This is a genomic window from Salmonella sp. WC3, from assembly GCF_042932255.1.
Lineage (GTDB): Bacteria > Pseudomonadota > Gammaproteobacteria > Enterobacterales > Enterobacteriaceae > Salmonella > Salmonella enterica.
In genome coordinates this window covers 1,844,786-1,871,232 of sequence record NZ_CP170629.1, presented here as the reverse complement: position 1 = coordinate 1,871,232, position 26,447 = coordinate 1,844,786, and the positions used below count along the sequence as shown (strand labels likewise).

The 26,447-nt window shown below is 52.1% G+C and carries 28 protein-coding genes and 1 pseudogene; 11 read left to right on the top strand and 18 right to left on the bottom strand.

The features are described from left to right. The first annotated feature begins 3 nt into the window (after positions 1–3). Complete coding sequence (locus tag ACFK9X_RS08860) at positions 4–1,017, top strand: NAD(P)-dependent oxidoreductase (RefSeq protein ID WP_000866905.1); 1,014 nt, start codon at positions 4–6, stop codon at positions 1,015–1,017. Here ACFK9X_RS08860 and ACFK9X_RS08855 read toward each other — a convergent pair. Together ACFK9X_RS08855 and ACFK9X_RS08850 are read right to left on the bottom strand one after the other, a co-directional pair. Next, the gene (locus ACFK9X_RS08855; RefSeq protein ID WP_151116188.1) at positions 1,014–1,844 is read right to left on the bottom strand and encodes an N-acetylmuramoyl-L-alanine amidase; all 831 of its coding nucleotides are present in this window, start codon (positions 1,842–1,844) and stop codon (positions 1,014–1,016) included. The genes ACFK9X_RS08860 and ACFK9X_RS08855 overlap by 4 nt on opposite strands. Beyond that, positions 1,841–2,164, bottom strand: a complete 324-nt coding sequence (locus tag ACFK9X_RS08850; protein ID WP_001160725.1) for a heavy metal-binding domain-containing protein — start codon at positions 2,162–2,164, stop codon at positions 1,841–1,843. Before ACFK9X_RS08850 ends, ACFK9X_RS08855 begins: the two co-directional genes overlap by 4 nt. Before the next feature lie 127 nt (positions 2,165–2,291). On the opposite strand from ACFK9X_RS08850, the gene ACFK9X_RS08845 reads away from it, so the two are divergent. The 6 genes from ACFK9X_RS08845 to artJ all read left to right on the top strand — a co-directional run bounded on the left by ACFK9X_RS08845 (position 2,292) and on the right by artJ (position 6,873). Further along, positions 2,292–2,807 (top strand): lipoprotein, encoded by a 516-nt coding sequence (locus ACFK9X_RS08845; RefSeq protein WP_151116186.1) that lies wholly within the window; start codon positions 2,292–2,294, stop codon positions 2,805–2,807. 229 nt (positions 2,808–3,036) lie between these two features. Next, a complete protein-coding gene (artP, locus tag ACFK9X_RS08840; RefSeq protein WP_000027186.1) occupies positions 3,037–3,765 on the top strand; it encodes an arginine ABC transporter ATP-binding protein ArtP in 729 nt (242 codons plus the stop codon). 17 nt (positions 3,766–3,782) lie between these two features. Continuing rightward, complete coding sequence (artI, locus tag ACFK9X_RS08835) at positions 3,783–4,514, top strand: arginine ABC transporter substrate-binding protein ArtI (protein WP_151116184.1); 732 nt, start codon at positions 3,783–3,785, stop codon at positions 4,512–4,514. Positions 4,515–4,520: 6 nt separating this feature from the next. Further along, complete coding sequence (gene artQ / locus ACFK9X_RS08830; protein WP_001001677.1) at positions 4,521–5,237, top strand: arginine ABC transporter permease ArtQ; 717 nt, start codon at positions 4,521–4,523, stop codon at positions 5,235–5,237. Beyond that, positions 5,237–5,905 (top strand): arginine ABC transporter permease ArtM, encoded by a 669-nt coding sequence (artM, locus tag ACFK9X_RS08825; RefSeq protein WP_151116182.1) that lies wholly within the window; start codon positions 5,237–5,239, stop codon positions 5,903–5,905. Before artQ ends, artM begins: the two co-directional genes overlap by 1 nt. Before the next feature lie 236 nt (positions 5,906–6,141). Further along, positions 6,142–6,873 (top strand): arginine ABC transporter substrate-binding protein ArtJ, encoded by a 732-nt coding sequence (gene artJ / locus ACFK9X_RS08820; protein WP_000737538.1) that lies wholly within the window; start codon positions 6,142–6,144, stop codon positions 6,871–6,873. A 219-nt stretch (positions 6,874–7,092) separates the two neighbouring features. Here artJ and ACFK9X_RS08815 read toward each other — a convergent pair whose 3' ends face one another. The 13 genes and pseudogenes from ACFK9X_RS08815 to ACFK9X_RS08755 all read right to left on the bottom strand — a co-directional run bounded on the left by ACFK9X_RS08815 (position 7,093) and on the right by ACFK9X_RS08755 (position 19,305). Further along, entirely contained in the window at positions 7,093–8,580 is a 1,488-nt protein-coding gene (locus tag ACFK9X_RS08815) for a sulfatase (RefSeq protein WP_000644020.1), read from the bottom strand. Positions 8,581–8,589: 9 nt separating this feature from the next. After that, positions 8,590–8,910 carry a PTS sugar transporter subunit IIB gene (locus ACFK9X_RS08810; protein ID WP_000655399.1) on the bottom strand — a complete coding sequence of 107 codons (321 nt, stop codon included), beginning with the start codon at positions 8,908–8,910 and terminating at the stop codon, positions 8,590–8,592. A 29-nt stretch (positions 8,911–8,939) separates the two neighbouring features. After that, the gene (locus tag ACFK9X_RS08805; protein ID WP_151116180.1) at positions 8,940–10,283 is read right to left on the bottom strand and encodes a PTS sugar transporter subunit IIC; all 1,344 of its coding nucleotides are present in this window, start codon (positions 10,281–10,283) and stop codon (positions 8,940–8,942) included. 294 nt (positions 10,284–10,577) lie between these two features. Further along, positions 10,578–11,705: a 23S rRNA (uracil(747)-C(5))-methyltransferase RlmC gene (rlmC, locus tag ACFK9X_RS08800; RefSeq protein WP_151116178.1), complete on the bottom strand. Its 1,128-nt coding sequence runs from the start codon at positions 11,703–11,705 to the stop codon at positions 10,578–10,580. A gap of 42 nt (positions 11,706–11,747) precedes the next feature. After that, positions 11,748–12,221: a YbjO family protein gene (locus ACFK9X_RS08795; RefSeq protein ID WP_000505788.1), complete on the bottom strand. Its 474-nt coding sequence runs from the start codon at positions 12,219–12,221 to the stop codon at positions 11,748–11,750. A gap of 73 nt (positions 12,222–12,294) precedes the next feature. Then, positions 12,295–13,135 (bottom strand): annotated as a pseudogene (gene potI / locus ACFK9X_RS08790) (putrescine ABC transporter permease PotI). After that, complete coding sequence (gene potH / locus ACFK9X_RS08785; RefSeq protein ID WP_000105453.1) at positions 13,132–14,085, bottom strand: putrescine ABC transporter permease PotH; 954 nt, start codon at positions 14,083–14,085, stop codon at positions 13,132–13,134. Before potH ends, potI begins: the two are co-directional and overlap by 4 nt. A 9-nt stretch (positions 14,086–14,094) precedes the next feature. Then, positions 14,095–15,228 carry a putrescine ABC transporter ATP-binding subunit PotG gene (potG, locus tag ACFK9X_RS08780; protein ID WP_001000698.1) on the bottom strand — a complete coding sequence of 378 codons (1,134 nt, stop codon included), beginning with the start codon at positions 15,226–15,228 and terminating at the stop codon, positions 14,095–14,097. 87 nt (positions 15,229–15,315) lie between these two features. Beyond that, positions 15,316–16,428 (bottom strand): spermidine/putrescine ABC transporter substrate-binding protein PotF, encoded by a 1,113-nt coding sequence (potF, locus tag ACFK9X_RS08775; protein WP_000125769.1) that lies wholly within the window; start codon positions 16,426–16,428, stop codon positions 15,316–15,318. A 348-nt stretch (positions 16,429–16,776) separates the two neighbouring features. Next, positions 16,777–17,253 (bottom strand): YbjN domain-containing protein, encoded by a 477-nt coding sequence (locus ACFK9X_RS08770; RefSeq protein ID WP_000624814.1) that lies wholly within the window; start codon positions 17,251–17,253, stop codon positions 16,777–16,779. 95 nt (positions 17,254–17,348) lie between these two features. Further along, positions 17,349–18,251: a 30S ribosomal protein S6--L-glutamate ligase gene (rimK, locus tag ACFK9X_RS08765; RefSeq protein WP_000684361.1), complete on the bottom strand. Its 903-nt coding sequence runs from the start codon at positions 18,249–18,251 to the stop codon at positions 17,349–17,351. 57 nt (positions 18,252–18,308) lie between these two features. Then, positions 18,309–19,031: a nitroreductase NfsA gene (gene nfsA, locus ACFK9X_RS08760; RefSeq protein ID WP_000075300.1), complete on the bottom strand. Its 723-nt coding sequence runs from the start codon at positions 19,029–19,031 to the stop codon at positions 18,309–18,311. Further along, positions 19,015–19,305, bottom strand: coding sequence for a YbjC family protein (locus ACFK9X_RS08755; protein ID WP_151116176.1), 291 nt, complete (start codon positions 19,303–19,305; stop codon positions 19,015–19,017). The genes nfsA and ACFK9X_RS08755 overlap by 17 nt, the downstream gene beginning before the upstream one ends. A 169-nt stretch (positions 19,306–19,474) precedes the next feature. On the opposite strand from ACFK9X_RS08755, the gene ACFK9X_RS08750 reads away from it, so the two are divergent. Then, a complete protein-coding gene (locus ACFK9X_RS08750; protein ID WP_000495513.1) occupies positions 19,475–19,738 on the top strand; it encodes a GrxA family glutaredoxin in 264 nt (87 codons plus the stop codon). A gap of 31 nt (positions 19,739–19,769) precedes the next feature. Here ACFK9X_RS08750 and ACFK9X_RS08745 read toward each other — a convergent pair whose 3' ends face one another. Further along, the gene (locus tag ACFK9X_RS08745; RefSeq protein ID WP_000680850.1) at positions 19,770–20,147 is read right to left on the bottom strand and encodes an inner membrane protein YbjM; all 378 of its coding nucleotides are present in this window, start codon (positions 20,145–20,147) and stop codon (positions 19,770–19,772) included. Between the two features lie 270 nt (positions 20,148–20,417). On the opposite strand from ACFK9X_RS08745, the gene ACFK9X_RS08740 reads away from it, so the two are divergent. Beyond that, positions 20,418–22,103, top strand: coding sequence for an aspartate:alanine antiporter (locus ACFK9X_RS08740; protein WP_001024853.1), 1,686 nt, complete (start codon positions 20,418–20,420; stop codon positions 22,101–22,103). A gap of 116 nt (positions 22,104–22,219) precedes the next feature. Here the strand turns inward: ACFK9X_RS08740 and ACFK9X_RS08735 are convergent, their stop codons facing one another. Next, on the bottom strand, positions 22,220–22,840 hold the full coding sequence (locus ACFK9X_RS08735; RefSeq protein WP_151116174.1) for a TetR/AcrR family transcriptional regulator: 621 nt from the start codon (positions 22,838–22,840) through the stop codon (positions 22,220–22,222). A 167-nt stretch (positions 22,841–23,007) separates the two neighbouring features. Between ACFK9X_RS08735 and ACFK9X_RS08730 the strand changes: the two genes are divergently transcribed. Continuing rightward, on the top strand, positions 23,008–24,219 hold the full coding sequence (locus ACFK9X_RS08730) for an MFS transporter (RefSeq protein WP_000217420.1): 1,212 nt from the start codon (positions 23,008–23,010) through the stop codon (positions 24,217–24,219). Then, the gene (locus tag ACFK9X_RS08725) at positions 24,216–25,031 is read left to right on the top strand and encodes a Cof-type HAD-IIB family hydrolase (RefSeq protein WP_000023559.1); all 816 of its coding nucleotides are present in this window, start codon (positions 24,216–24,218) and stop codon (positions 25,029–25,031) included. The genes ACFK9X_RS08730 and ACFK9X_RS08725 overlap by 4 nt, the downstream gene beginning before the upstream one ends. 53 nt (positions 25,032–25,084) lie before the next feature. Here ACFK9X_RS08725 and ACFK9X_RS08720 read toward each other — a convergent pair whose 3' ends face one another. Then, positions 25,085–26,317 carry an MFS transporter gene (locus tag ACFK9X_RS08720; RefSeq protein ID WP_001181284.1) on the bottom strand — a complete coding sequence of 411 codons (1,233 nt, stop codon included), beginning with the start codon at positions 26,315–26,317 and terminating at the stop codon, positions 25,085–25,087. Positions 26,318–26,447 lie beyond the last annotated feature (130 nt).

Genomic DNA, 26,447 nt, shown 5'->3' with positions numbered 1-26,447 from the left:
GATATGAAGGTACTGGTTACCGGCGCCACCAGCGGCTTAGGTCGAAACGCGGTTGAATTTTTGCGCAATAAAGGCATCAGCGTCAGAGCGACGGGTCGCAATGAAGCGATGGGCAAGCTGCTTGAAAAAATGGGCGCGGAATTCGTCCATGCGGATTTAACCGAACTGGTCTCCTCGCAGGCTAAAGTGATGCTTGCCGGGATCGACACGTTGTGGCACTGCTCCAGCTTTACCTCGCCCTGGGGAACCCAACAGGCTTTCGATCTGGCGAATGTTCGCGCCACCCGCCGCCTGGGAGAATGGGCGGTCGCCTGGGGCGTGCGCAATTTTATTCATATCTCCTCTCCCTCGCTCTATTTTGATTACCACCATCACCGTGATATCAAAGAGGATTTCCGTCCGCATCGGTTTGCCAATGAGTTCGCCCGCAGTAAAGCCGCCGGTGAAGAGGTGATTAATCTGCTGGCGCAGGCCAATCCGCAAACACGTTTTACGGTGTTGCGTCCGCAAAGCCTGTTTGGCCCGCACGATAAAGTATTTATCCCACGTCTGGCGCATATGATGCACCATTACGGTAGCGTCTTATTACCGCACGGGGGCAGCGCGCTGGTCGATATGACCTACTATGAAAATGCGATCCACGCCATGTGGCTGGCCAGCCAGCCGGGCTGCGATCATCTGCCTTCTGGCCGCGCTTATAACATCACTAACGGCGAAAACCGTACCTTACGCAGCATCGTACAAAAGTTAATTGATGAATTGACTATCGATTGCCGCATTCGCTCTGTGCCTTACCCGATGCTGGATATGATCGCCCGCAGTATGGAGCGCTTCGGCAAAAAATCCGCCAAAGAGCCCCCGCTAACGCATTACGGCGTGTCAAAACTGAATTTTGATTTTACGCTCGATACGACTCGCGCGCAGGAAGAGCTGGGCTACCAGCCCATCATCACGCTGGACGAAGGCATTGAGCGCACCGCCGCCTGGCTGCGCGATCACGGAAATTTACCGCGTTAATCCTGGCCGTACTTCTCCAGTAATGCTTCGGCAATCGCCTGCGTTTCGGCATCTGCGATACCGTTCCATTGCGCCGGACGGAAGTGCATCTGGAACGCCATAATCACCCGCTGCTGCTCGCGCGCCGTCATATCGGCTTTGACTTCATAGCCATAGCGCGAGAGTAACGCAAGCACCGTTGCGGTATCGACTGGCGTATACGGCGCGCGTCCAGCCAGATAAAACGCCACACGCTGGGCGTCAGGCCAGGCGCCAATCCCCTGCGCCGCCAGCTCGCGCCACGGGAAGCGCGGGCCGGGATCGTCTTTACGCTGCGGCGCGATATCCGCATGGGCCACCACATTCTGCGGTTTGATGTCATAGCGCGCGATAATGTCCTTCGCTAACGGAATCAATGCCTGAATTTGCGCGGATTCAAACGGCGCGAAAGATTTCACCCCGCCGGACATTCGCCAGCCGCGATTTTCCAGCTCAATGCCAATAGACGTATCATTGAGACGTGTGGCGCCTCGCCAGAAACTGACGCCCGCATGCCAGGCCTGATCCTGTTCCGGCACCAGTTGCCAGATGCGCGGTTTACCGCCATATAATGGCGGGGTTGCGGGAATCAGGTAATGCGAACTGACGTTGCGACCCGTTAACGTCGCCAGCGAAACGTCAAAGTTTTCCGCCGTATAGTGAATCACCAGTACTTTAATGCGCGGACAGGCCGCCTGCGCCCGATGTCGGGTATCAAGCTGATATCCCTCTTTGTCGATAATTCCTTTTTCGCTCGCGCAGCCTGTTAACAGCAACGCGAGACCAACCAGCCACAGTAGCGCTCTCATCGGCGCGTTTTCACCGCCGTTCCGCTGACGCTGACCATCAGCATACTGCCATCCTTGCCGACAGTTTCGTAATCAATATCGATGCCTACCACCGCATCGGCACCCAACGCTTTAGCCTGCTCGCCAAGTTCCTGAAAAGCAATTTCACGCGCTTTACGCAGCTCTTTCTCATACGCGCCGGAACGTCCGCCGACGATATCCCGAATGCCGGCGAAAAAATCGCGGAAAATATTGGCGCCTAAAATGGCTTCGCCCGTCACCACACCGCAATACTCCACGATGCTTTGTCCTTCCAGCGTTGGGGTTGTTGAAAACTGCATAGTGAATCTCCCGGGTTAGCTAAGCACACGATCTCAAACGCATTATCAAGCTGATACGCTATCATTGAAAGGATATAATTGATTATCGTAGATCGGTTTTTGCTCGATCGCCTATAAGGAAATCATCATGCGCTATTCTAAACTCTCTTTGCTCATCCCGTGCGCGCTTCTGCTTAGCGCCTGTACGACCGTCACTCCCGCCTACAAAGATAATGGCCCGCGTATCGGCGCGTGTGTGGAAGGCGGCCCGGACAGCGTGGCTCAACAATTTTACGACTACCGTATTCAACACCACAGCAATGATATCGCCGCGCTTCGCCCCTACTTGAGTGATAACCTGGCGAAATTGTTGACCGACGTCAGCCGCGATACGGAGCACCGCCAGTTGATGAGCGGCGATCTGTTCTCCAGCCGCGCTACGCTGCCGGATAGCGCCAACGTCGCCAGCGCATCAACCATTCCGAACCGAGATGCGCGCAACATTCCTCTGCGGGTAGCGTTAAAACAGGGCGATCAAAGCTGGCAGGATGAAGTGCTTATGATTCACGAAGGCTCATGCTGGGTGATTGACGACGTTCGCTATCTGGGCGGAGATGTCCATGCCCCTGCCGGTACGCTGCGCCAGTCGATAGAAAACCGTTAACAGACAGTATTCCCCCGCTTTTGCACCCATAACCCCGTAAATTGTCTGGCATTCTGCCCGGGATGCCGACAATTCTTCTTACCTACTATTCCTCCTGCTATTTTGTGCTATGTTTAGGGAAGAATGTGGGATATATTTAACTTTTAACGCATAAATATTGCATAACTATTCTGCGAAAGGTACTATCTGCGGCTTCAATAGCTATCAGACTGCCTGTATACGAGTGTCAATGAGTATTCAATTAAACGGCATTAATTGCTTTTACGGCGCGCATCAGGCGCTGTTCGATATCACGCTGGATTGCCCCGAAGGCGAAACGCTGGTGTTGCTTGGCCCAAGCGGGGCGGGTAAAAGTTCGCTGCTGCGTGTACTCAATCTGCTTGAGATGCCGCGCTCCGGCACTCTGACTATCGCCGGGAACCATTTTGACTTTACGAAAACGCCGTCCGATAAGGCGATTCGTGAGCTACGTCAAAATGTCGGAATGGTCTTTCAGCAATATAATCTTTGGCCGCATCTCACCGTTGTGCAGAATCTGATTGAAGCGCCCTGCCGCGTACTGGGTCTGACAAAAGATCAGGCGCTGGCGCGCGCAGAAAAGCTGCTGGAGCGTCTACGTCTGAAGCCCTATAGCGATCGTTATCCGTTGCACCTTTCCGGCGGTCAGCAGCAGCGCGTCGCGATTGCCCGCGCGCTGATGATGGAACCGCAGGTGCTGCTGTTTGATGAACCGACCGCCGCGCTGGACCCGGAAATTACCGCTCAAATCGTCAGTATTATTCATGAGCTGGCGGAAACGAACATTACTCAGGTGATCGTTACGCATGAAGTCGAAGTGGCGCGTAAGACCGCCAGTCGTGTGATTTATATGGAAAATGGTCACATCGTCGAGCACGGTGATGCGGGTTGCTTTGCCCACCCTCAGACCGAAGCGTTCAAAAACTATCTCTCTCACTAAGATTCGGGACAATGACAATGAAAAAAGTTCTGATTGCCGCGCTAATTGCAGGCTTTAGCCTTTCCGCTACAGCAGCCCAGACCATTCGTTTTGCGACCGAAGCGTCCTATCCGCCGTTCGAATCGATGGATGCTAATAACAAGATTGTCGGCTTTGACGTCGACCTGGCCAACGCGCTATGTAAAGAGATCGACGCCTCCTGTACCTTTACCAATCAGGCGTTCGACAGCCTGATCCCCAGCCTGAAATTCCGCCGCTTCGACGCTGTAATGGCGGGAATGGATATCACGCCAGAACGTGAAAAGCAGGTGCTGTTTACCACGCCATATTACGACAACTCCGCGCTGTTCGTGGGTCAGCAGGGCAAATACACCAGCGTCGATCAACTGAAAGGTAAGAAAGTCGGCGTACAGAACGGTACGACGCACCAGAAATTCATCATGGATAAGCATCCGGAAATCACCACCGTACCGCATGACAGCTATCAGAACGCGAAGCTGGATCTACAAAATGGCCGTATCGACGCTGTTTTCGGCGACACGGCGGTCGTGACCGAATGGCTGAAAGCCAATCCTAAGCTGGCGCCGGTCGGCGATAAAGTCACCGATAAAGATTATTTCGGCACCGGCCTGGGTATCGCGGTACGTCAGGGCAACACCGAGCTGCAGCAGAAATTCAATACTGCGCTGGAAAAAGTGAAGAAAGATGGGACTTACGAGACCATCTATAACAAATGGTTCCAGAAGTAATCTTTGATGAACGAATTTTTTCCTTTAGCAAGCGCCGCCGGGATGACCGTCGGCCTTGCCGTCTGCGCGCTGATCATTGGCCTCGCGTTAGCCATGTTCTTTGCCGTCTGGGAGTCCGTAAAATGGCGCCCGATAGCCTGGATAGGCTCCGCGCTGGTCACTATTTTGCGCGGTCTGCCGGAAATTCTGGTGGTGCTGTTTATCTATTTCGGCTCCTCGCAACTCCTGCTTACGCTATCTGACGGGTTTACCCTCCATCTCGGCTTTACGCAGATCCCGGTGCAAATGGAGATTGAGAACTTTGACGTCAGTCCGTTCCTGTGCGGCGTGATTGCGTTGTCCCTGCTGTATGCGGCCTATGCGTCGCAGACGCTACGCGGCGCGCTGAAAGCCGTTCCGTCTGGTCAGTGGGAGTCGGGTCAGGCACTGGGATTATCAAAGACGGCGATTTTTTTCCGTCTGGTGATGCCGCAGATGTGGCGTCACGCCCTGCCAGGGCTGGGTAATCAGTGGCTGGTGTTGCTAAAAGATACGGCTCTGGTCAGCCTTATCAGCGTTAACGATCTGATGTTGCAGACCAAAAGTATTGCCACACGCACCCAGGAACCGTTTAACTGGTACATTATTGCGGCGGCTATTTACCTGGTCATTACGCTGATCAGTCAGTACATTCTCAAACGCATAGACCTGCGCGCAACACGTTTTGAGCGGAGGCCGGACTAATGCTTGAGTACTTACCTGAACTGCTAAAAGGGCTACACACCAGCCTGACGCTGACCGTGGCTTCTATTGCCATCGCTTTGGTGCTGGCGTTAGTTTTTACCATCATCCTGACGCTAAAAACGCCGTTCGTGGTGTGGCTGGTGCGCGGCTATATCACGTTGTTTACCGGTACGCCGTTGTTGGTGCAAATTTTCCTGATCTACTACGGACCCGGTCAATTCCCGACGCTGCAAGAGTATCCGCTACTCTGGCATCTACTGTCTGAACCGTGGCTGTGCGCACTGATCGCGTTGTCGCTAAACAGCGCCGCTTATACCACGCAGCTATTTTATGGCGCGATTCGCGCGATTCCGGAAGGTCAGTGGCAGTCCTGTGGCGCGCTGGGGATGAGTAAGAAAGATACGCTGGCGATTTTGTTGCCCTATGCGTTTAAACGCGCCCTCTCCTCCTATTCTAATGAGGTGGTACTGGTCTTCAAAAGTACCTCGCTGGCCTATACCATCACCTTGATGGAAGTCATGGGGTACAGTCAGTTGCTCTATGGTCGTACCTACGATGTGGTGGTATTTGGCGCGGCAGGCGTAATTTACCTGGTCGTCAACGGTCTATTGACGCTGATGATGCGTTTGATTGAGCGTAAAGCCCTGGCGTTTGAGCGGCGCAATTAACCAGGCAGGATAAGGCATTCTCGCCGCCGTTCGACAATGGTCAGATGGCGCTGCGCTTATCAAGCCTACGATGCATAATATTGAATAAATCCGACGGACAAGTGGTTAACCTGTCCGTCTTTTTTTACCCATTATAAAATATTTACTCATTTTTATTGCATAAAAATTCAGTTAATGGCATTGTAAATCTATGCCGCAGACACGGCGCATAATCATAAGATTACGGGAGTGACATCATGAAAAAATTAGTTCTGGCTGCATTACTCGCCTCTTTCGCCACTGGCAGCATCGCCGCTGAAAAAATCAATTTCGGGGTTTCCGCCACCTATCCCCCGTTTGAATCCCTGGATGCGAGTAATAAAATTGTGGGCTTCGATATCGATCTGGCAACCGCATTATGCAAGCAAATGCAGGCAGAATGTACTTTTACCAATCATGCTTTCGATAGTCTTATCCCGGCGCTGAAATTCAGAAAATATGATGCCGTCATTTCCGGAATGGACATTACCCCGGAGCGCAGTAAACAGGTCGCCTTTAGCAATCCCTATTATGCGAACTCCGCGCTGGTGATTGCCAAAAAAGACACCTATAAAACCTTTACCGATCTAAAAGGTAAGCGTATCGGTATGGAAAATGGCACCACGCATCAAAAATATCTCCAGGATAAACATCCGGAGGTCAAAACCGTGGCCTACGACAGCTACCAGAATGCGATTATCGACCTGAAAAATGGCCGTATTGACGGCGTCTTTGGCGATACCGCAGTGGTCAATGAGTGGCTGAAAACGAATCCGCAACTGGGTCCGGCAACAGAGAAAGTGACCGATCCGCAATACTTCGGTACCGGACTTGGCATCGCGGTGCGCCCGGACAATAAGGCGTTGCTGGAAAAACTGAATAATGCGCTGGCCGCCATTAAAGCGGACGGCACTTATCAGAAAATTAGCGATCAGTGGTTCCCGCAGTAAGACGTATGTGATTAACCCACCGTGTTGCGAAATGGCAGTATAAATACCTTATTCAGCCCACGGGCCGCCATCAGGAAACTATCCTGGCCTGATAAGCGCAGCGCCATTGAGCATTCTACAGTTTGTCATCAGTCTCAAACGCCTGCATCAACAGGCGATTCGGACTAATACTTACCGGGTGACGCTAACGCGCACCCGGCTTACAACATTGTTACGTTTTTAGACAACATCCAGACCCAGACGGCGATACTGCTCCGCCGGAGCATCATTTTCTTTCATCAAACGGATAAGTAAGTTGATCATCCTTGCTTCGATGGCCTCATCATGAATAGGATGTTGCTGCTGCGGATCGTCTCTGAGATCAAACAAGAGATGACCAAAACTATTCACACCTTTATATTTTTCCCTGGCCGGAATACGTAATACCTGAAGCCCTTTAGTAAAGTTAAACGGAGGTGCCAGAGATAATTTTCCCAGTTCATCCACGTCATAACGCGCATTCATCTTGATCGGCATTAACGTGTAGTTCGCAATGTCATGCTCACGCCCCGGCTGCGCGGCCCGCATATAAACATAGCGTCCGTCGGTAACATTAACATGTCCGCTAAACACGCCAAACAGCGCGCCTTCCCTGACGGGTTCATCACTGGCAATGACTTTCGCCAGCGGTTGGCCCTGCATATCTGCGGGAATAGGTTGCTGAAAATAATCCAGTAGCGTTGGCGCCCAGTCAATCATCTGCACCAGCGACTGCCGTCGCGCTCCGCATACCGCGCTGCGCGGGTCCCAGATAAACAGCGGGTTATTCGCCACCTCGTTATAATAGGGCATTTGATTTTTAGCCCACCAACCGTGCTCCCCCAGCAAGAAGCCGTGATCGGTACCGACAATCAGCATCGTATCGCGCCAGAGATCGTGTTCATCCATCAGATCAAGGATACGTCCCAGATTGCGGTCGCACATGGAAACCAGGGCCCGATAACGACAGCGAATATGCGCTATCGCCTCCTCACTTTCACTGACTTTGCCGCGCGGCCAGTCATAATGCGGGCCTTGCCACTCATCGTCATAGAGCGATAAATATTCCTCGGTGGTATAAAACGGCTCATGCGGATCGAACGTCTCAACCTGCAATAACCAGTTATCTTCGGCATGATTTTTATGGATAAAATCGCACCCGGCGTCAAAAACTTTCGTCTGGGGAAAATCGGCTTCCTGCTGGATGTATTCGCGGTTCGCCCAGTCATGACGCCATAGCCCGGAAACGCCGCCTCCGGTTTGTTTTTGTGGAACGCGCAGTACTTCCGGAATGGGCGGCTCGCCAACGCTTGCCTTCCAGTGATCGCCCTCCTGACCGCGTACTACGTCCCAGGAGCTATAGCGGTTATGGTAGTTACCGCCGCCGTCTTCCCAGTAATGCAGATGATCGCTGATAAGATGGGTGTAGATCCCCGCTTTTTTCAATAATTCCGGCATGGAATCATCAAAGGGTTCCAGCGGCCCCCACTCACGATGCAGGAAATTATAGCGCCCGGTGTGCAGTTCCCGACGGGCTGGCATACAGGGCATACTGCCGACATAACTATTGTCAAAGGTGGCGGCATGTGCCGCCAGGCGTTGAAAGTTAGGCGCTTTCGTTAGCAAATCACCATAGGGCGGCAAATAGTTTTTATTCAGACTGTCAAACAGCAGAATAATCGCTTTCATGACTCACCCTCATTTGTTGAGCAGGTGCGGAAAATTTTTCTCTACCACATCGTAAATCTGTTTACCTATTGATTCGCCATCCATGATATTCTCAATGGGAATGAGATATTGTCCGTGTTTAGGATCGAGGCTAACAACATCAAGCAATTTTTTCGAAATCGCATAAATATCTGCCCAGTCGGTAAATCCACCGACCTCTCCCGCTGCCGTATGCTCCATATCAAAAGAGAAGTCATATTTTGCTAACGCTTTTTTAACAACAGTCTGTAACATTACGCTACTGCCTACACCATAACCGCATACGAATAAAATATTTACAGAATCTTTCATAATAAAATCCTTTATATAAACCGAATCAATTAAATGGAATAAGGACCAAGATGGAACGTTGAAGCAATAAATTTCAGTAATTCACAAATTGCAGGCCACAGAGTCGCCCAGTCAAATATTCCCGTCCAGCCCACACCTTCTTTTGCCAGCCCGGTTAAAGGAATGGCCCATACCGTACCGAAAGTCTGAATAATCCCTAACAGGAAAGTACAAATAATAACGGAACGATATCCCCCCATTCGGTTGGCTAATACGCCGATGGGACCGCCGGAAAAGAAGAGCGGAACAAAACCAGGCAGTACCATAATAGGGCTATGGATGAGCAGCAGAATGCCCATGGAAAAAATCGTGCCGAAAGTACAAAAGACGAATCCCAGCGTGGCCGCGTTAGGCGAAAAAGGTAATAAAGCAGCAACATCCACAGCCGGTATGGCGTTAGGAATAAAGCGATCCTGCCATCCTTTAAACGAACCGTTAATTTCACCAACCATCATCCGCACGCCCTGCAGCAAGATGACCATATACATAGAGAATTGCAGGCCCAGATTGATGATATAGATATACCAGGGTTTGCCTTTCGCCATTAACTGTACGTTATCGATCCCTGTCGCCAATAGAAAACCGCCAACGAAGAGCGTCATCACAATGGCGATTGCCGTCACGTTGTGGTTAAAAATGGCTAACCAACCGGGAAGTTTCAGGTTTTCGGCGTCATGCTTTTCCGGATCGCCGAATTTATGCGCGAATTTCGAGAAAAACCACAGTCCCAGCATCTGGTTATGCGCAATGGTAAAACCGGCGTTATTGGTCACTTTGGCGATGGGTTTAACAATAAGCGTAGTTGAAAACGCCCAAAAGACCCCGGTCAATACCCCGGCAATCACAATGGATTGTACCCAACCGAACCCCAGCCAGAAGACGATTAACCACAGTACCGCCTGTGAATGAGAGACCCCGGTATTACCGGTAAGAAATATACCTTTTGCGCCGGTATAACGGCCAAATAAAACTAATAACAGGTTAGTAAAAAACGCCAGTACAAAAACGTATCCTACATAGCCGAAATTATCGCCCAGCGCTATTTGCGTCGCGGCTTTCATGGCGTATGAATCCATTAAGTATCCATGCACGCCATAAGCTTTGCTGACTGCCTCTGCAACCGGTTTAAAAGTGGCTGAAAATTGAAAGCCGCCAAATAACACCATTATCAAACCGACCATCGCGCTGATCATACCGGTGATAATTTTTATAGGCGTCTTTTTATCCAGCGCATAGCCAACACCGACTAATATCCCAATTAATATTGCCGGTTCAGTTAAAAACGTTTGAATAACATCTATAAATTTGGCAAACATCGTCTGAACGCCCTCCATAAGCGTGCCTATTCGTTGTCATGATTGACCCCTTTACTGACGTTACGTATTGCTTCGCTGATGCTATTGAAAGTTACCCGATAAACCACCTTGTCTAATTTTGCCTTACACGCACTGTAATAATCAAAATTAGTCATTAAAAGATTTAAAGTGATTATTTGTGATTTGATTTGCAAAAATAGGGTAATATATAACCACGATCGATCGGAGTTTTTTATCGATCGATCATGGTTATTATTATTTATGGATAATTAGATAGTTAATATAGATATTTTGTATGTCTGGCTTTTGGCGCTACAGCCTGCAAAGCAGTGTTAACACTTCATAATGCGCGGTATGCGGGAACATATCGAAAAGCTGAACACGTTGAATACGGTAGTTCGGCAGATGACGAATATCCTGCGCCATCGTCTGCGCGTTACAGCTTGAATAAATAATAAAACGCGGCGCTATTTGTGCAAGGTAATCGCACAACGGCTTGCCAATGCCGCGGCGGGGAGGATTCACCAATACCAGGTCGGGCGTTTCGCCTTGTGCGATGGCGAATTGGGTGGAATCCAGCGCCTGGAAATGAAGGCGGGTCAATCCCAGCTCGGCAGCGGATTGCTTCGCGCAGGCAATCGCCTCCGGCGCGATCTCAATACCGGTTAATTGCATCTGCGGCGTCGCGCAGTGCAGGCCGAATCCGCCCACTCCGCAAAAAAGATCCCACATATGGCGTACCGGCAGTTGCCCTACCCAATCGCGCGCCGTTGCATATAATCGGCTGGCGACCGTAGGGTTGGTCTGAAAGAAACTTTGCGGGCGAATCCACAGCGGCACATCGTTAAAACGTTCCACCAGCGCCTGCTGATCCGTCAGGTAGATTTCCGTCTCCCCTTCCATAATCGCCATATGTACCGGCTGGATATTTGCGGTGATCACTCTGAGCTGCGGCAGTTGCGCGCGCAGCCACGGTAACGCCGCGCGCAGTTGCGTAAGTTTGGTTTCTGAACGCAACACGAAGCGTAGCATCATACCGCCATCGAACTGGCTTTCCGTCAGCAACAGGTATTTCAGTTCGCCGCGTTTTCGAGCCACGTTATAAGGCGTGAGTCCGGCACGGGCAATAAAAGGTTTTAGCGCGCTGAATACGGGGGCAAAGGAGGCGGGATACAGCGGGCAGCCGCAAAGATCGACCGGCGTACCGTCGCGATGCAGCATCCCGAAGAGCGGTTTTTCTACACTACCGCTCACGACCATTTTCGCTTTGTTGCGGAAATGCTGTTCCGGGCCGCCAATCGGCGCGCCCCACTGTTCAACAGGCAGCCCGGCGAGCAAACGATGTAAATCGGCTGTTTTTGCGGAAAGTTGTTCGTTAACCGACTGCGTAATCCATTGACAGGAACGGCAGCGACCCGCGTCATAGAGTGCGCACTGCATACCAAAAAACCTTCATATTATCCGGGGCGACGATTATACACATTATTGCAGCCGGAAGAACCGACGGCTGGGAGCGGGAATAAACAGCAGAAACAGAATTAAAAGATCGGGGAGTTTTTGCATGACCAGGGAATGCAGGATATCACGCTTCGATTCTCCCGCGATGCTAAACAACTCCGGATACCCGTAGCCTAACGACGCCGCCCACAGATACCCACTTACAATAATTTGTGTCGCCAGGTACACCCAACGCGCCCAGCTACGGCCTTTCACCAGCGAAAACGCACAATAAATTTCAACAAAGACCAGCACTAAGCTTGCCAGAAAGACCAGGGTTAAGCTCCACGTCTGCACGCTGCGATGAATAAACTCGCCCATCCCGCGTATGCCGAGGGTATTCATAATCATCAGCACATCGAGACCGCGAATCAAAATAATCGCCATAGCCGCAACCTGCACCAGCGTAGGCACATTTAAACGGGCATGTGATGAGGTTGATTGCTTTATAAATCCCAATGAATGTCTTCCCTGAAAATGATGCCGCGACCCGCGCGGCAACGCATTGCCATAGAGGAAGATTTTAGTGGCTTCAGCCGCGTCTTGCACGCTGGATATCGCGAATCCGCTGTTTTTCCGCTCGCGCCATCAGGTACCAGGCAATAAATCCGACGATTCCTACCACGCCGAGGATTAACGTCGCCAGCGCGTTGATTTCCGGGTTCACGCCCATGCGCACGCTGGAGAAAACCAGCATGCGTGGTGGCGCCGGGACCGGAAACGAAGCTGGCAATCACCAGATCGTCAAGGGAAAGCGTAAAGGCCAACAGCCAGCCCGAGATCACCGCTGGCATGATCATCGGTAACGTAATGACAAAAAAGACCTTCAACGGCGCCGCGCCAAGATCCATCGCCGCCTCTTCAATCGAACGATCCAGTTCGCGTAATCGCGAAGCGATCACCACTGCCACGTAGGCGGTACAGAAAGTGACATGCGCCAACCAGATGGTCAGCATCCCGCGATCGGAGGGCCAGCCGATAGCATGACCGAGCGCGACAAACAGCAGCAGCAGCGACAGCCCGGTAATCACATCCGGCATCACCAGCGGCGCGGTGATCATAAACGCAAAGCCGTTTGCGCCGCGAAATCGTCCAAATCGCACCATCACCACCGCAGCAATAGTACCGAGCACCACCGCCATCGTCGCCGCACAGGCGGCAATTGTCAGGCTTAGTCCCACTGCGCTCATCATGGCGGTATCCCGAAAGAGCTCGCCATACCAGCGCGTCGACCATCCCGCCCACACCGTCACCAGCTTCGAACTGTTAAACGAGTAAATCACCAACATTAACATCGGCGCATAGAGAAAAGTAAACCCCAGCACCAGAATCAGAATGCGCCAGGGCGAGCGAACGACCGGTAAGTTATTCATCCGTGCTCCCCCACACTTTTTTGCTGATGTTTATGGAACCACATGATCGGTACTATCAGCAGCAGCAACATAATAATGGCGACCGCAGAAGCAACCGGCCAGTCGCGGTTATTGAAAAACTCCTGCCACAGGACGCGACCAATCATGATACTGTCCGGCCCGCCAAGCAGTTCCGGGATCACGAACTCGCCCACTGCCGGGATAAAAACCAGCATCGAGCCGGCGATGATTCCGCCTTTGGTGAGTGGAACAATGATGCTAAAAAATGTTTTCAGCGGTCGGGCGCCGAGATCCAGCGACGCTTCCACCAGCGAATAATCAATGCGCGTCAATGCGGTATAAATGGGCAGAACCATAAACGGCAGATAAGCATAAACAATGCCGATATAGACGGCCAGGTTAGTGTGCAGGATCGTCAGCGGCTGATCGATAACCCCTAGCCACAGCAACACATTGTTCAGCACACCGTTGTTTTTCAAAATGCCCATCCAGGCATAGACGCGTATTAAAAAAGACGTCCACGAGGGCAGAATCACCAACAGCAGCAGGATATTGCGCGTGGAGGGCTTGCTGTGCGCCACCGCCCACGCCAGCGGGTAGCCCAGCAGCAGGCAGCAGATTGTGGAAATACCGGCAATTTGTAACGATTGTAGATAGGCTTCGAAATAGAGCGGATCGTCGGTCAGTTGCAAAAAATTGCCGAGGTTGAGCGTAATCGACAACTGACCGTCAGCCCATTCCAGCAGATCGGTATACGGCGGGATCGCCCGCGCCATTTCCGCCAGGCTTATCTTAAAGACGATAAGAAACGGCAGTAAAAACAGCAGAATGAGCCAAATATAGGGCAAAGCAATAACCAGCTTACGCCCATGTTTCATTTGCATTCGCGCCAACCATAGCGCCGCGCCGCCAGGTTTACTGATGCGTGCCGGAGGTTCAAGTGTGCTCATGTTTCCCCCTTATACCGTCAGGACCACGCAGCTATCCGCTTCCCAGCACAAACGCACTTCATCGCCCCAGGTCGGTAACCCTTTCCGGTAACGGTGCGCATTCTGCAGTTGAGCGCTGATCATCTGCCCGCTTTTTAGCCGCACATGATAAATAGACAGATCGCCGAGATACGCAATATGCGCCACTTCGCCGACGGCGAAATTATAGCCATCGGCAGGCGGCGACTCACACAGCATGATTTTTTCCGGACGTAGCGCCACATATACCGGCACATTATCAACGACAGAGGCATCTGCATCGACTTTTAACGGATGAACCAAACCGGGCGCGTCAATGACCAGACCGTCCTCCTCACGCGCTTTCAGTAAGCCCTCAAAAACATTTACCGATCCGATAAATTCGGCGCTATAGCGGGTCGTCGGATGCTCGTAAATCTCCTCCGGTTCGCCAATTTGCACAAATTTTCCACGGTTCATGATGGCAATGCGCCCCGCCATCGTCATCGCTTCTTCCTGATCGTGCGTCACCATGACGCAGGTCACGCCGACGCGCTCAAGGATATCCACCACTTCAAGCTGCATCCGGTCGCGTAATTTTTTATCCAGCGCGCCCATCGGTTCATCCAACAAGAGCAGCTTAGGACGTTTCGCCAGGCTGCGCGCCAAGGCCACGCGCTGGCGCTGACCGCCGGAAAGCTGATGCGGCTTACGTTTTGCAAACTCCTGCATGTGCACCAGACCCAGCATCTCATTGACGCGGCTGGTAATCTCCGCCTTCGGCAGTTTGTCCTGCTTCAGACCAAAAGCGATGTTCTGCTCTACCGTCATATGCGGAAACAACGCATAGGACTGAAACATCATATTAATCGGACGCTGATACGGCGGAACATGCGCCAGATCGACGCCGTCGAGCATAATTTGCCCGCTGCTCGGCGGTTCAAAACCTGCCAGCATCCGTAGCAGAGTCGATTTTCCACAACCTGACGCGCCCAGCAGGGCAAAAATCTCGCCTTTATAGATAGTCAGACTGACATCATCGACAGCATGTTGCCCGTCGAATGACTTCGTCAGGTTGCGAATTTCCAGAAGCGGCGTCAGCGCTTTACGGGTTTTCACCTGCGGGCGGTGGGGGACATCATTCACAAGGCGCTCTCCGGCATAACACAATCAAACGATACAAACGGTGGAATGCCCGATAGCGCACGCTTATCAGGCCATACCGTTAATAAATTACTTACCGCTTTTCACCTTCGTCCATGCGCGGGTGCGGACGCGATCAATCTTCGGCTCCTGCACTTTCAGGGTAAACAACTTGGCCCGCACATCCGCCGGCGGATAAATTCCCGGGTTATCGCGCACCTGCTGGCTGACCAGCGCCGTCGCCTCTTTATTCGCATTGGCGTAGAAAACGTGATCGGAAATATGGGCAATCACATCAGGGCGCAGCAGATAATTAAGGAACTGGTAGGCCTCGTCTTTATTTTTGGCGTCAGCCGGCATGGCAAACACATCAAAAAACGCCATTGCCCCCTCTTTGGGGATCGAGAAAGAGATATTGACGCCATTTTTCGCCTCTTTCGCTCGGTTAGCGGCCTGCCAGACATCGCCCGCCCAGCCGATGGCCACACAGGTATCGCCATTAGCCAGATCGTTAATGTATTGCGAGGAGTGGAAATAGCGAATGTTTGGCCGTAGCTTCAACAACAGATCGGTTGCCGGGCCGGTGTAGTCATCCGCTTTGCTGCTATTCGGATCTTTACCCAGATAGTTCAGCACAGTGGCAAAAATTTCTTCAGGCGCATCAAGGAAAGAGACGCCGCAGCTTTTTAGCTTCTCCAGATTTTCCGGCTTGAGGACTAAATCCCAGCTATTCACTGGCGCATCATCCCCCAGCACCGCTTTCACTTTATCAACGTTATAGCCAATGCCCGTCGTGGCCCACATGTAGGGCATGGCGTATTTGTTGTCAGGATCGTGCTTCGCTACCAGTTTCAGCAGTTCAGGATCGAGGTTTTTCCAGCCGGGAAGTTTGCTTTTATCCAGCGGCTGAAAAACGCCCGCGGTGAGCTGGCGCTCAAGAAAACTGGCCGATGGCACCACCAGATCGAACCCGGTGCTGCCTGCCATTAACTTGCCTTCCAGCACTTCGTTAGAGTCAAAGACATCATAGATAACGTTAATCCCGGTCTCTTTTTCAAAGTTCGCCACCGTGTCCGGCGCGATATAATCTGACCAGTTATAAATGTGCAGCGTTTTTTGTTCGGCAGCGAGCGTGCCGACAGAGACGACCATCAGAGCACCCGCAACCAGACCCGATAGCCATTTTTTCTTTAAGGCGGTCATCATCGCTTTCCTTCTGAAATCCGTTAACAAATGAACCCATTAGGCGTGGTTTAAAACATGCCTGAAATGTGCATACCTTTTCATTTGATACAAATGAAGAAGAGAGGTCGCCCTCCCTGCCATCAAGCTCGCTATAGAAGCTTCGCAAGAATAACTTTAGCTAAGGTTTGAGGCTATAGCCCAGATTAAAAAACGCCTTTTATCAATTTTTTATGCAGGTTTTGTCTATGTGATAAAGCGAAATGGTCAGAAAGGAGGTGAATAATTCTTTAAATAAAGGTTAATAGCAGCATAAAAAAACGTAAACAGCAGCCGCGCTGGCAGCGACTGCCTGATTATCGGAAGGGATTAGTGAAGAAAATGGTCAACTGCGCTGGTTTTTTGCGCGTCTTCTTCCGCGTTAAACAGAAGCTGATGCGCCCCGGCCTCAAGGATCACCATAGAAATCTGCTCTTCACTTTGGCGAACAAACCATTCGAACTGTTCGTAGGTGACGCCTTGCATAACGGATAAAGACTGGCACACAACCAGTTTTGGCAGATTATCATCCTGCATATCGAGAAAGGCTTTTACCGTCAACGAACTGGCGTTGATAGCAGAGAGATCGGCCGCCAGCGGCAGCAACGCGGAAGGCCTGACCTCCGCCATCGCGGAAAAAAGAACGGTGTTGTCCACCAAATCGATTTTAGCATCGTAGACGCCGTCAAAATTCTGCATATGCGGCAAATGCAGCGCCTGGCAGGTATCACATTCGAAAAAATTCATGCCCAGGTCGTCGAGCCATTGACGCAACGTATCCAGAGTGGGAACGACCAGTGATATCATAATAATGTGCTACCTCTTACGATGACGATGAAAAATTACCGGCACAGCTTACGCAAAAAGCGTGCTTCGTACTACGGCGGAATCCACGATTGCGATTAGCCGCCGATTTTAAGGCAAAATTCAGGTGTAGCGTGACGTTCTATCCACTGAATCATTCGCCCCGCGATATCTACGCCCGTAGTCTTTTCGATACCTTCCAGTCCCGGCGAGGCATTCACCTCCATCACCAGCGGCCCGCGCGCGGCGCGTAAAATATCGACGCCCGCCACATCCAGCCCCAGCGTTTGTGCGGCTTTGATGGCGATATCCCGTTCACGAGGCGTGATCGTCGCGATGCTGGCCACCCCGCCACGATGAAGATTGGAGCGAAAATCACCGGCTTTCGCGCACCGCTCAATCGCCGCCACAACCTCATTGCCGACGACCAGACAACGAATATCGCATCCTTTAGCTTCGGCAATGTATTCCTGAACCAGGATATGGGCATTCAGCCCCCGAAACGCATCAATAACGCTTTCAGCAGCCTGACGCGTCTCCGCCAATACCACGCCGATCCCTTGCGTGCCTTCTACCAGCTTCACGACCAGCGGCGCCCCGCCAACCATCTTAATAAGATCGCTGGTATCATCCGGCGAATGGGCGATCCCGGTAATGGGGAGATCGATCCCCTGGCGCGCCAGAAGTTGTAGCGATCGCAGCTTATCGCGCGCGCGGGTAATAGCGACGGATTCATTCAGCGGATAGCTACCCAGTAGCTCAAACTGACGTAGCGCAGCGGTACCATAAAAGGTAATGGCCGAACCAATACGGGGAATAACGGCGTCAAAATGGGGCAGACGACGCCCCTTGTAATGGATCGACGACGCAGCCGGATTAATATTCATATAGCAGGAAAGAGGATCGAGTATCTCGACCAGATGGCCGCGCCGCATCGCCGCTTCGCGCAGACGTTTGCAAGAATAGAGCGTTCCATCCCTGGACAATATGGCAATTTTCACCCTGCACCTCGCTGAAAACCCTGAAAAGCCCGCGTATCATACACTGGCCCGCAGGTTTTAGCGCGTCGCCCAGCCCTGTTTATGCAAATATTCAAGGATAAATGGGCGATTTTCTTTAATCAGGGTGCGACGGATATGATCGCTCCAGGTATCGCGTCGCGTATTACTGCCGCGGGTCAGATAATACTCAGCCAACTGCTCGTCATAGCGCGCCAGCAGCTTTTCATCAAGCGGTTGATACTGGTTCTCATGAACCACAAGCTCGGCAGGCAGGCGCGGTTTCAGATCCGGATTATCCGCAGGCCATCCCAAACACAGGCCAAAGAGCGGCAATACATGCTTCGGCAATTTTAATAGTTCGGTAACAGACTCAATATTGTTACGGATGCCGCCGATATACACGCCGCCTAACCCCAGTGATTCCGCCGCCGTCAGCGCGTTTTGCCCCATCATCGCCGTATCGACGACACCGAGCAGCAGTTGTTCGGCAAGCCCCAACTGCGCGTCAGGACAGATCTGCAAATGACGATTAAAATCGGCGCAAAATACCCAGAACTCAGCGGCCTGCGCCACATGCTTTTGCCCGCCCGTCAGGGGCACTAACGCCTCGCGCAGCGCCCGATCGGTAATACGGATAATAGAGCTGCACTGTAAAAAACTGGAACTGGACGTGCTGCGCGCGGCGGCAATAATGGCCTCTCGCTGCGCGTCAGTCACGGGTTCATCGGTGAAATGGCGAATAGAACGATGGCCACAAAGAAGTTCAATGGTCGGACTCATTATGCTTTTCTCTATCTGAACGGGAAGAAATGTCGGGTGGACGTTTCATCAACTGCGGCGCCAGTAACTGCGCAATACGCCACATCATCGCCACCGCGGCGGGGAGGCTCAACACGACGCCGAGGAAAACCATCAATACGCCAGCCAGCGGCGTATTGAACGGCGCGGGCAGCGTAAGGTAATGATTAAGCGATAGCAGAGCAAGCGCCAGCAAAATCATACCGAGGTATTCCAGTATCAGTACGCTTTTGGGTAACACGCCAATCGTGCGCATATCAAGCCTCCCGGTTAACTGACGCACAGTGTAGAACGTTCTGGTCCGGCGTGCTTAACAGATATAGCCCTGGGTTATCAAAGGAACAGGCGTAACCTGCTTTTCATCTGCCGTAAATCGCGGCATGATAACACCTGTTCGCCGTCTGGCTTTATGTTCGAGGAGAGATATGTTTACTGTTATTTTTGGCCGTCCAGGGTGCCCTTATTGCGTGCGTGCAAAAGAGTTGGCGGAAAAACTGAGCAAAGAACGCGACGATTTCAACTACCGCTATATTGATATCCATGCTGAAGGCATTACTAAAGCGGATTTGGAAAAAACCGTAGGTAAACCTGTAGAAACCGTACCGCAGATTTTTGTCGATCAAAAACATATCGGCGGCTGTACGGATTTTGAAGCATGGGCAAAAGAAAATCTGAATCTTTTCGCCTGATTGCTCTGGCAACGCCCTCTGACGGAGGGCGCTATCGGCGTTTTTTTCGCCGGTGGCTAAACAGGCTGCTAATAAACAAATAACAGAGCGCGCCTAACGCACACCAGAATACGGCGCTAAATAACCACGCGAGTTCTTGCCAAAACGATCGGGTAGGCATAAATACCACGCGCATTAACACCAGGCAAAACGGCGCCGCCAGCATCGCCCCGATCAGCGGTCGGATCACCTCGCGTCGGTGAGAACAAAAACTGGCCACCGCACCAGGCAACGTAAAAAATAACAGTCCAATCTCAGGATGCCCTGCCGCGCGAAAAGCGCCTTGTACATGCATAGTTAATGAAAGACACACCACAATAAAGAGTACAAAGCAGCAGACAACGCTTGCCCACCCGTGTTTATGTTTCAATCGTTCCTCCTGACACTCTCTATCGAACACGCTTTCCGCCGTGAGGCATCCAGTCAGATAAAGTCATGTGGCATTCCATGCCAAAAACACACCTGCACGATTCTTATAGCCGTTAGTACGCAATAAGATTAAACTAGCAGGATATATTGTTGTGTTGTTTTTATTTGGATGCTGTATGCAATACGATTGCACCCTTAATTCATGATAAAAACAGTAGCGTAAATTAGCATTTCTTTCAACAGCTTACTCGTAAACAAGAAGTTAGTCTCCGTGAATATAAACGTCGCAGATTTGTTAAATGGGAATTACATCCTGTTATTATTTGTGGTCCTGGCTCTTGGCCTGTGTCTTGGCAAGTTACGTCTGGGTTCAGTCCAACTTGGTAATTCCATTGGCGTTTTAGTGGTCTCTCTATTATTAGGGCAGCAACACTTCAGTATTAACACCGACGCGCTAAATCTGGGATTTATGCTGTTTATTTTTTGTGTCGGCGTCGAGGCTGGCCCCAACTTTTTTTCGATTTTTTTTCGCGACGGTAAAAATTATCTGATGCTTGCCCTGGTCATGGTCGGTAGCGCTCTGCTAATCGCCTTAGGCCTTGGTAAGCTATTCGGCTGGGATATCGGCCTGACGGCCGGTATGCTGGCTGGCTCAATGACCTCCACGCCCGTGCTGGTTGGCGCAGGCGATACCCTGCGACATTCCGGCATCGCCAGCACGCAACTCTCCTCCGCTCTTGATAATCTGAGCCTGGGCTATGCCCTGACCTATCTGATTGGGTTGGTCAGTCTGATCGTGGGCGCGCGCTACTTGCCTAAACTACAGCATCAGGATTTGCAAACCAGCGCCCAGCAAATTGCTCGCGAGCGCGGTCTGGATACCGATGCTAATCGCAAGGTTTATTTGCCGGTTATCCGCGCCTATCGGGTTGGCCCGGAACTGGTGGCCTGGACTGACGGCAAAAACCTGCGCGAGCTGGGTATTTACCGCCAGACAGGCTGCTATATCGAACGTATTCGCCGTAACGGTATTCTGGCGAACCCGGATGGCGATGCGGTGCTGCAAATGGGCGATGAGATTGCGCTGGTCGGCTATCCGGACGCGCACGCCAGGCTCGATCCTAGCTTCCGTAATGGTAAGGAAGTGTTTGATCGCGATCTGCTTGATATGCGCATCGTGACGGAAGAAATTGTGGTGAAAAACCACAATGCGGTCGGTCGCCGCCTCGCTCAGCTCAAGCTGACCGATCATGGCTGCTTCCTTAACCGCGTCATCCGCAGCCAGATCGAAATGCCTATCGACGATAACGTCGTGCTGAATAAAGGCGACGTGTTACAGGTGAGCGGCGACGCCAGACGCGTAAAAACCATCGCCGATCGCATTGGTTTTATTTCGATCCATAGTCAGGTGACGGACCTGCTCGCCTTCTGCGCTTTTTTTATCATCGGGTTAATGATCGGGATGATTACCTTCCAGTTCAGCAATTTTAGTTTCGGCATCGGCAACGCGGCCGGATTGCTGTTCGCCGGGATCATGCTCGGTTTCCTGCGCGCTAACCATCCTACCTTTGGTTATATTCCGCAGGGCGCGCTTAATATGGTGAAAGAATTCGGCTTGATGGTGTTTATGGCAGGCGTTGGTTTAAGCGCCGGCAGCGGTATCAGCAACGGTCTGGGCGCGGTCGGCGGACAAATGCTGATCGCCGGGCTTGTCGTCAGCCTGGTACCGGTGGTGATCTGCTTCTTGTTTGGCGCTTATGTGCTGCGCATGAACCGGGCGCTGCTGTTCGGTGCCATGATGGGCGCGCGTACCTGCGCCCCGGCGATGGAAATCATTAGCGATACGGCGCGCAGTAATATTCCAGCGCTGGGTTATGCGGGGACTTACGCCATCGCCAACGTTCTGCTAACGCTGGCGGGGACGCTTATTGTCATCATCTGGCCGGGGTTAGGATAAAACTGAAGTTTGCCTTTAAGTGAAAAAATTTTGCCAATAGGTCGAACTTTTCGTTAAAGCATCAGTCATACCTATTGCCACTGCTTTTCTTTGATGTCCCCATTTTGTGGAGCCCATCAACCCCGCCATTTCGGTTCAAGGTTGGTGGGTTTTTTGTTGCCTGACGCAGAGTGACACGACATTGACTCTCCGGCGATTCGCTTTACCATCTGTAAAATCGCTTCACGCGCCAGCGGCGTTCGATCCGTTACAAAATGCAGCGTCATCCCCTCGATAAACGCATCCAGCGCGCGGGCGGTCTGTGCGTCAAACCACTGCGCCAGCGTATTCTGGCTACGCTGCATCCAGTTTTGCATGACTATTTTTAACGCTGGCTTATCGCTGGCATAGGCATATAACTGATACATTAACGCCATATTATCCGGCGTCGTAACCTGCGAGCCGTAAATCATTTCCGTTATCGCCTGGCACGCCCCCTCCGCATCCGTCACCTGCGCAAAAAAATCCTGGTATTGACGCGACATGTTCTCGGTGAAAAGTGTAAAAGCTTCACTCAATAACGCATCCATACCGGCAAAATAGTAGGTCATCGAGCCAAGCGGCACCTGAGCGATAGCGGCGATTTTCCGGTGCGTCACGGCATGAACGCCATAGGTCTTTACCGCTTCCAGTGTGGCCTGAATTATTTTTTCCCGTCGCTTAGGATCATTGGCGCGTCTTATGGCATTTTCTTTCATGATGAGTTCCACATCTCATTCAGGATGCAGGCGATAGTAGCCTGCCGCTTACGCTGAAAAAACAGACAGTAAAAACTGTCTGCACAACGAAGTATGACGACGATATGTACAAATGTACACAAGCTTGCTAATGTTTACCTCTCGCTTCTATTTTCTGGCCTGACGCTATGACCGTCCTCTCCTCACGTAACGCCTTAAAACGCCGTACCTGGGCGCTGTTTATGTTCTTCTTTTTACCCGGACTGCTGATGGCCTCCTGGGCAACCCGAACGCCTGCTATTCGGGATATTCTTTCCGTCTCTACCGCGGAAATGGGGGCGGTCTTATTCGGGCTTTCTATCGGTTCAATGAGCGGTATTCTTTGTTCCGCCTGGCTGGTGAAACGATTTGGCACCCGGAAGGTTATTCGCACGACGATGACCTGCGCAGTAGGCGGGATGGTTATTCTTAGCGTCGCGCTGTGGTGCGCCTCGCCGCTGATTTTTGCCCTTGGATTAGCCGTTTTCGGCGCCAGTTTTGGCGCCGCCGAAGTGGCGATTAATGTCGAAGGCGCGGCAGTCGAACGCGAGCTGAATAAAACAGTTCTGCCGATGATGCATGGTTTTTACAGTTTCGGCACGCTGGCGGGCGCTGGTGTCGGCATGGCGTTAACCGCATTAAGCGTCCCGGCTAACATCCATATCATCCTCGCGGCTGCCGTGGCGATCGCGCCCATTTTCATCGCCATTCGGGCGATCCCTGACGGTACGGGTAAAAACGCATCGGAAGATTCTCACCTTCAGGAAAAAGGATTACCTTTTTATCGGGACATCCAGCTTTTGCTTATTGGCGTGGTGGTGCTGGCAATGGCATTCGCCGAAGGATCTGCGAATGACTGGCTACCGCTACTGATGGTAGACGGACACGGTTTTAGCCCAACCTCCGGCTCTCTGATCTACGCCGGTTTCACGCTTGGTATGACCGTTGGCCGCTTTACCGGCGGCTGGTTTATTGACCGCTATAGCCGGGTGACGGTTGTTCGCGCCAGCGCGTTGATGGGAGCGCTGGGCATTGGCCTGATTATTTTTGTCGATAGCGACTGGGTCGCCGGCGTCTCGGTCATTCTTTGGGGCTTAGGCGCTTCGCTCGGCTTCCCGCTGACCATTTCCGCCGCCAGCGATACCGGTCCCGACGCGCCGACGCGCGTGAGCGTTGTCGCCACGACCGGCTATCTGGCGTTTTTGGTCGGGCCGCCGCTGTTGGGCTATCTGGGAGAGCATTATGGATTACGCAGCGCCATGATGGTTGTGCTGGCGCTGGTTATTCTGGCGGCGCTGGTGGCGAAGGCCGTCGCCAAACCTGTATCGACTCCGCAACCGGTGATGGAGCATAACGCATGAGTATTAAATTAATCGCCGTCGACATGGACGGCACTTTTCTGAGCGATCAAAAAACCTATAACCGTGACCGGTTTATGGCGCAGTACCAACAAATGAAGCGGCAAGGCATTCGCTTTGTCGTGGCCAGTGGCAACCAGTATTACCAGTTAATCTCCTTCTTTCCGGAAATTGCGCACGAAATCGCTTTTGTCGCGGAAAACGGTGGCTGGGTGGTCAGCGAAGGAGAGGATGTTTTTAACGGCGAGCTGGCAAAAGCCGACTTCCAGGCGGTTGTCGAACACCTGCTCACACGCGCCGATGTGGAGATCATCGCCTGTGGAAAAAACAGCGCCTACACGCTGAAACGGTACGACGATGCGTTAAAAGCCGTTGCGGCAATGTATTATCATCGTCTGGAGTTTGTGGATAATTTCAACAATATCAGCGATGTTTTTTTCAAATTCGGCCTTAATATTACCGATGAACGGATACCGGAAGTACAGGCGGCGCTGCACGACGCCATTGGCGATATCATGGTCCCCGTTCATACCGGCTATGGCAGTATTGATTTAATAATTCCCGGCGTGCATAAAGCCAACGGCCTGCGTCTGTTACAGCAGCGCTGGGGCATTCATGATAGTGAAGTGGTGGTATTCGGCGACGGCGGCAACGATATTGAGATGCTGCGTCAGGCCGGGTTTAGTTTTGCCATGTCGCACGCCAGCGAAGCGGTCGCGGCGGCGGCGAAATACCGCGCCGGATCGAACAATCAGGAAGGCGTGCTGGATATCATCGACAGCGTATTAAACAACGAGCCGCCGTTCAACGTCTAGCGGATGCCTCTCTACGCCTGATAACAGAAAGCTTATCAGGCGTAGCCGCTCTCTCAGACTGTTTGCAAATTCCCCGTCCGCTTATCTTTTAAGAAGACCAGCATCAGCAGTAGCCAAAGAATACCGTTTGCCAGATTAAACAGGCTAAATAGCCCATTGCCGCCGCTTAACCAGGCGTGTTTACTGACTTCAATGCCAACGGTAAAAATCAGCATTTGTAGCATTCCCATCGCCGCCGAGACCGTTCCTTTACTCATATCGCTGGAGAAGAGCGTCAGACGCACCAGTCCGGCATTCGCCAGCCCAATGCCAAAAGCGTATACGCTTAATCCCGCCGTCATCCATAAATAAGCATGGGATGAAACCACCGTCGCCGCCGCGGCGATGATCAGCCCCGCGACGATAGGCCAGCCGCCCATCACGATCAGCGAGCGAACCGTACGTCGGGAGGTTAAACGCGCCAACACCAGATTACCGGCGATGAGCGCGCCAAAAACGGGCACCTGCAGCAGACCATATTCATAGCTGCTGAGCTGTTCGCCGCTAATGATGATAATCGGCGACTGCGCAATCCAGGCCAACAGCGGCAGGCTGACAAATCCCAGCGCTAACGCCCCTGCGACGAACCGCCGGTTTTTTATCACCAGTCGATAATCCCGGCCCAGCGCCTTAAATGACAGCGTTTCGCCCCGCCGCGTGGCGGTCTCCGGCATTGCGCGCTGTAGCCCGAAAAAGGCGATAGCGGCCAGTGCGGCAAATAAAATAAACATCCCCTCCCACGGCAGAACATGCACCCATGCCGCCCCAACCAGTGGTCCCAGTAGCGGCGCGATTAACGCCACGTTCGCCATCAGCGCGGTAATTTTTATACACACCGCCTCCTCAAAGGATTCCTGAATCGCGGCATACCCTACAGCGCCGATAAAACACAGGCTAATCCCTTGCAAAAAACGCAGGAAGGTAAATTGTTCGATGTTTTTCGCCAGTAACGTCGCCAGGCAGGTGACAATAAACCACACGACGCCCGCCAGCATCACGGGACGACGGCCAATCCGGTCAGACAACGGGCCAAGCAGCCACTGTAAGAACATACCGCCCGCCAGATAAGCGGTCATGGACGTCGGAACCCAGTCCAGGCCCGCCTGATACTGCTCAACCACCGCCAGCATACCCGGCTGGATCATGTCGTTGCCAATATAAGTAGAAAATTCGTACAGCACCAGACAGAGAGGAAAAAGCAGCGCCTGACGTCCCAGCCTGCCGCCTGATTGTAAACGATTCTGCATACCATCTCTTCGCCAATAAAAACCGCGCAGAGTGTAATGAAAGTCGGGGAACTGAGATAGCGAATTATGAGGCTGCAAGGGGAATAGCGCACATTTTTACAGAAAGCCACTTAGCGCTTGCATACTTTAA